Source organism: Vibrio sp. V42_P2S4T144, assembly GCF_009904715.1.
Lineage (GTDB): Bacteria > Pseudomonadota > Gammaproteobacteria > Enterobacterales > Vibrionaceae > Vibrio > Vibrio alginolyticus.
Map to the genome: position 1 here is coordinate 1 of NZ_WXWS01000641.1, position 5,430 is coordinate 5,430.

5 protein-coding genes are annotated in these 5,430 nt (G+C 46.3%); 1 reads left to right on the plus strand and 4 read right to left on the minus strand.

From position 1 onward, the window contains the following. Nucleotides 1–610, plus strand: a 610-nt coding sequence (locus CAG68_RS20820; protein ID WP_161441612.1) for a mechanosensitive ion channel domain-containing protein, incomplete at its 5' end; no start/stop codon positions are given. Between the two features lie 95 nt (nucleotides 611–705). Here CAG68_RS20820 and fhuB read toward each other — a convergent pair. The 4 genes from fhuB to CAG68_RS20840 all read right to left on the minus strand — a co-directional run. Beyond that, a complete protein-coding gene (gene fhuB / locus CAG68_RS20825; protein ID WP_005383903.1) occupies nucleotides 706–2,673 on the minus strand; it encodes a Fe(3+)-hydroxamate ABC transporter permease FhuB in 1,968 nt (655 codons plus the stop codon). Next, the gene (locus CAG68_RS20830) at nucleotides 2,670–3,599 is read right to left on the minus strand and encodes an iron-siderophore ABC transporter substrate-binding protein (protein ID WP_017635312.1); all 930 of its coding nucleotides are present in this window, start codon (nucleotides 3,597–3,599) and stop codon (nucleotides 2,670–2,672) included. Before CAG68_RS20830 ends, fhuB begins: the two co-directional genes overlap by 4 nt. Next, the gene (locus CAG68_RS20835; protein WP_017635311.1) at nucleotides 3,590–4,375 is read right to left on the minus strand and encodes an ABC transporter ATP-binding protein; all 786 of its coding nucleotides are present in this window, start codon (nucleotides 4,373–4,375) and stop codon (nucleotides 3,590–3,592) included. Before CAG68_RS20835 ends, CAG68_RS20830 begins: the two co-directional genes overlap by 10 nt. 51 nt (nucleotides 4,376–4,426) lie before the next feature. After that, nucleotides 4,427–5,430, minus strand: a 1,004-nt coding sequence (locus CAG68_RS20840) for a TonB-dependent receptor domain-containing protein (RefSeq protein WP_161441613.1), incomplete at its 5' end; no start/stop codon positions are given.

Sequence of the window (5,430 nt, forward strand, 5' to 3'; positions counted from 1 at the left end):
GAGTGTAACGGCGATTGCCGTTGCCATTGTAGTGGCATCCAAAGAAATCATTTTGTGTTTTACGGGTTCGATTCAAAGAGCAAGTTCACGTTCTTTTCGCGTTGGGGACTGGATTGAGGTCGGGAAGTTATGCGGTGAAGTGATTGAGCACAATATGATGGCGACGGTGATTCAAGAGATCGACCTGCATCATGGGCAATATCATTACACCGGCAAAACAGCGACATTGCCTAATAGTATGTTCTTTACCTATCCAGTAAAGAACCTCAACTTCATGAAGCGGTACGTTTACCACAACTTTTCTGTAGTGGTGAAAGACTTCGTCAATTTGTATCCACTGCTACCGATTTTAACTGATAAAATTGAAGAACATTGCAGTTACTTTGCTGATGTTGCACATCGTTACAATGCGATGATTGAAAAACATGCCGGTGTTGACCTTCCTGGTTCTGAGCCACATATGCATATTTCTAGCAACATTAATGGTGAACAAATTCTGCACGTGATGATTTTCTGCCCAACCGATAAAGCGAACCACTTAGAGCACTTAATTCGTAAGGACTTTATGGAACTTTATGAGCAACGTTTTCCTGTAGTGCGAGAAGAATAGAGCATCGTACTTCGCCTTTAATTTCAAACCCCGCTATCAAAATAGCGGGGTTTGTTTTTCTTAGCGTATTTTTAGGCTGTAACAATATTCCCAACTTAGCTGAATTTACTCTTCAGCATTAAAAATAGGAAGTAAGTGCTGCCTATAATAGCGACCAACGTGCCAGCTGCGACCTGACTTGGATAAATAGCGATTTGTCCTAGCCAATCTGCCCACAACATTAGGGTTGCGCCAATTAAGGCACCGACACACAGTTGCTCTTTCACTTTTCTTGCTCCTAACATCATCGCCATATGGGGAGCGACCAAGCCAACAAAAGATATTGGACCAACTGTAGCGGTAGAAAAGGCGCATAACAAAGCAACGATGGTGAGCATAAGCGTATTGGCTACGGTAGGGTTAAGCCCTCGTGCATTTGAGAATTGTCGCCCGATGGAAATTAGTGTTAGCCAACGAGAAATCGAGAATACAGCGGCAAGCAGAACTATTATGGCCAAACATAGCATCAGTGCGGTGTCGGCTGTGACTCGATAAATAGAACCAGTTAGCCACAATAAAATTTTGTAACTGTCACCTGAGCCTTGAGCTAGCGAAAATTGAACGAGGGCTTCTAATAGTGCCGTTAGTGCGATGCCGGACAACACGAAGTTAGATGGATTAAAATGGCTTCGTTTACCGATAACCAGCAATAACATCAATACGGACATACTTCCGAAAAAAGCGATACCCCAGCTAAATGCGGAGAGAAGCGACCCAGCGATGACTCCTGTCGTAATAATGGCAAACGTGGCTCCGGAAGACACACCGAGAATATCGGGACTTGCCAGAGGGTTGTAAACTATGCGTTGCAAAATGATTCCGGCAACGGATAGCGCAATACCGACAGAAAGTGCGGTTAACATGCGCGGCCAGCGCAATTGCCATTGGAACTCACCTGGCACAGACCATTGGATCCCGTTTATACCATGGGTAACGAATGAGTAAGCTAGAATCCCAACCAGACTGAATAGCGCAATGCTGCATACCGCGCGTTTAGAAAGCGCCGTTTTTCCTTGGCTCATTGAAAGGTTAAGTTGATCGGTTGCCGTCAGTTTTTTACGAGTAAACCAAATTAAAGCGGGAGCGCCAATAGCTGCAGCCGCTACGCCGCTAGGAATGGTTTCCTCTAACCATAAGCTCAGCGAGATAGCGGCAGAGTCTGTGATGATTAGTAGCATTGCGCCCAAAAGCATGCTGCTGATCAATTCGTCGCGCGGTGTTCTTGCCCCCATCGCTCTGGCAATATTGGGTGTCAGTAATCCGATGAAGCTGATAATACCAACTGCGGTGATGGAGGCAGATACCAGCCAAATACCCATCACCATTAACGCACCAAACGCGGGTAATACCGCTAAGCCTCGGGCTGCTGCGCCTTCTTGTCCTAGTTTCATTAAGGTCAGAATACGTGGTGCGACGATCAAAATTACGATTGCGATAGCGCAGCGAGGCAATAACCACTCAAACCAATCCCAGCTGTATTGAGAGAGGTCTCCTGCTCCCCACATAAAAATATTCTGTGCGAACTGGGCGTTTAAAATAATAATGGCTGTGGCGATAGAACCGAGCAAGATATTGATCACCATCCCCGAAACGACCAACGGCAAACCTGTCATATTACGCACACCGGCAATTGATACGATCAGGCCAAACGCCACTAAAGCCCCAAACATTGCGGCTAATGCAGAGTAATCGGCGACCCAATCGACGAACCAAATGTTTACCACGACTAATGCAAGCCAAGCACCAGAAGAGGTGCCAAGAGTCAACGGCGAGGTGAGGTTATTCTGCGTTAATTGCTGCATTAAGCTGCCGGTGAGACCAAGCATGGCACCAACAAGCAGGGTCATACTTAACCTAGGAAGTTGCGCTTGCGTAAAGAATACATCACGAAACTCGGTTGCTACCTCTGGTTTTGTTAATAATTGCCATTGTTCGAAAAGTGATAAATTAGTATCAATTTGTAGGCTAAAGACGCTAAGTAACGTAATCAGCGCCAGATAACCAATATAATGTTTCGTTCTCATTGTTCTGGTGCCAACTCTATTAGACTGTCGGTAATCGCTTCAGCGGTGTATTGCAAAGACATGGCACCGCCATACGCCCACACTGCTCTGACTGAATTTACCCGCTGCTTTTTCACAAACGGCATCGCTTGCCAAAGTGGCGACTCTTTTAGTTTTCGTTCTTCTGGGAAAGGTTGTACGTAGAGAACGTAGCTGTTTTGAAGGCCCTGAAGCCGATTGATTCGATCTTGCTTTACTCCCCACGCTCGTGGGTCCTCTTTAATTGGAGCCTGTAATCCCAGTTTTCTAACCACGTAGTCAGTGGTGGAGTTTTCGGTTGCAAGTAATACAGTATTCGGAGTTGAAAATCGCATCACAAGAACGCTGAGTGGAGAAGAGTAATAGTGGCGAATTCGCTGGCGCATCTGCGCAAATGAAGCATCTAATTCTGCCAGTTTCTGTTCAGCAAGTGCCTCTTTATTGAATAGCTTGCTGAGCGTACGAAAGTGACGAATGGCCGTTTCAGCTGCGGCCTCATTTTCAGAAAAATTAGGTAAATAGATTACCGGAGCAATTTGTTTGAGTAACGGAATCAAGTCTTGCTGTGGAGACGCAGCAAGAATGACATCTGGTTTCAAACTGGCTATTTTTTCTAAGTTGGGTTCTGCTCGGGTTCCAATATCTTCAATTGACTCTGGTGCAGTTGGATTGACGACCCATTGGCGGTAGCCTGGTAAATTTGGGGCTGCGATTGGTTCTACGTTTAGCGCCAAAACTTGTTCTAAGATGTCCCAGTTTAAGGCTACAACGCGTTGAGGCGCTTGCTCAAAACTATGCTCGCCATATTCATCGGTAACGGTGATGACTGCATGTGCATTGGTCATAAAAAATGCGAGGAGAAAAGCAGATTGTGTAACCACAGTAAGTAAACGAGCTATTATGCGCATACAACAGCCACCTTTTGGCTCGCTAATGTGTTAGCCGGGCTTGGGTGTTCAATCAGCTTAATTGGTGACTCATATAGTTTAGAAAGGCGTGCCTCGTCTAACAACATGTCGGCGTTGCCTTCAAAGGCAATCTTACCTTTTTTGAGCGCAACAATGTGGGTGGCGTAGCGCAGTGCTAAGTTCAGATCGTGCAGGATCACGATAATGCCTACATTCTCGGTTCGATTCAGTTCTGCCAGCAGCGCCATTAGTTGAAACTGATGGTGAACATCGAGCGCCGAGGTTGGCTCATCGAGAATTAAAATTGGCGATTGTTGAGCCAGTAGCATAGACACCCAAGCACGTTGGCGCTCGCCGCCCGATAAGTCATCCGCCAAAGCTTGAGCAAAAGGTGTAACCCCTGTTCGTTCCATAGCCTGCGTGATGATCTGTTTGTCTTCAGCTTTCCAACGACCAAGTGCCCCACGCCACGGAAAGCGACCTAAGCGCACTAGCTCTTCTACCGTTAAACCAGCCGAAGAGGGCAGCTTTTGTGGCAAATAGGCGATCTGTTTTGCCAACTCTTTGGTTTTGAGTGATGAAAGGGAAGTATCGTTTAGTGTTACCGTGCCTTTATCTGGTGGCATTTGACCAGAAAGCAGGTTCACCAGTGTCGACTTACCTGAACCGTTATGGCCTAAAACGACCGTTAGCTCATTTGTTGGGATGTTAAGTTGTTCGATGCCGAGGATCTGACGTCCACCTCGCACGATCTCAATATTAGACAGTTGAAACATGGATGGCTCTTAGGAGAAAACTCCCCTCAATAGAGGGGAGTAGAAGTACAATTACCAGCGGTAGTTTGCGTTTAGCATAACAGAGCGAGACTGGCCGTAGTAACACCAGTAATCGCAACCTGAAACAAACTCTTTATCTAGGATGTTGTTCACGTTTAGCTGTGCTTGCCACTGTGAAGTGATGTCGTAAGTGACTGACGCATCCCAAAGAGTGACAGAAGGAACCGTTAGGTTCGAGCTCTTAGGGTTATCTTTTGACTCACCTACGTAGCGCACACCAGTACCGATATTGAGGCCTGGAATCAGGCTGTAGGCGCTGTAGTCTACCCATGCAGACGCTTGATGCTCAGGAATAAGTGCGGCTTGTTTTTTACCTTGGCCAAAGCTCTCATCTGTTTTCGCTTTAGTGTAGGTGTAGCTTGCCATCAGTTTTAGATCGTCGGTTAGCTGCGCCGTGCTTTCTAGCTCAATACCTTGAGATGTCACTTCACCTGTTTGTGTCGCAATCCATGTTGATGGGTTAGTGACCAACGCGTTCTTTTGCGTGATGTCGAACCATGCAAGGTTGATAAAGCCATCCATAAAGCTTGGCTCATACTTTACACCCACTTCTACTTGCTCGCCTTCCAGCGGTTTGTAAAGTTCATTGGTTGCCGCATCAATAGTGCTGATCACTTCAAACGACTGAGAGTAGTTTGCGTAAGGTGACAGGCCATTGTTTGCAAGGTACATCACACCCGCACTTAGAGAGAGCTGACCATCATCACGAGATTCACTTTGATCAACGGTAGCGCCTTTGCCAGAGTTTTCTGTTTTCACCCAGTCGTAACGAGCACCTATGTTACCAATCCACTGTTCATGCAGTTTCAATTGGTATTGTGAATAGAGACTTGCTTGAGATTTCTCAATCTCACGTTTCACGTTGTTGGCAGGATCAAGAGGGGTGAAGTTGCCGTAAACTGGGTTCCACGGGTTGATAGTGCCAAATGCATAGTTGTCTTGCTCGTCGCCATCGGTTTTGTGGAATTGCAGATCCATACCGATAAGCACTGTGT

Excerpts from the sequence above, each read along its gene's own strand:
- fhuB (WP_005383903.1), bottom strand. The coding sequence starts at position 2,673 with ATGAGAACGAAACATTATATTGGTTATCTGGCGCTGATTACGTTACTT.
- CAG68_RS20830 (WP_017635312.1), bottom strand. The coding sequence starts at position 3,599 with ATGCGCATAATAGCTCGTTTACTTACTGTGGTTACACAATCTGCTTTT.
- CAG68_RS20835 (WP_017635311.1), bottom strand. The coding sequence starts at position 4,375 with ATGTTTCAACTGTCTAATATTGAGATCGTGCGAGGTGGACGTCAGATC.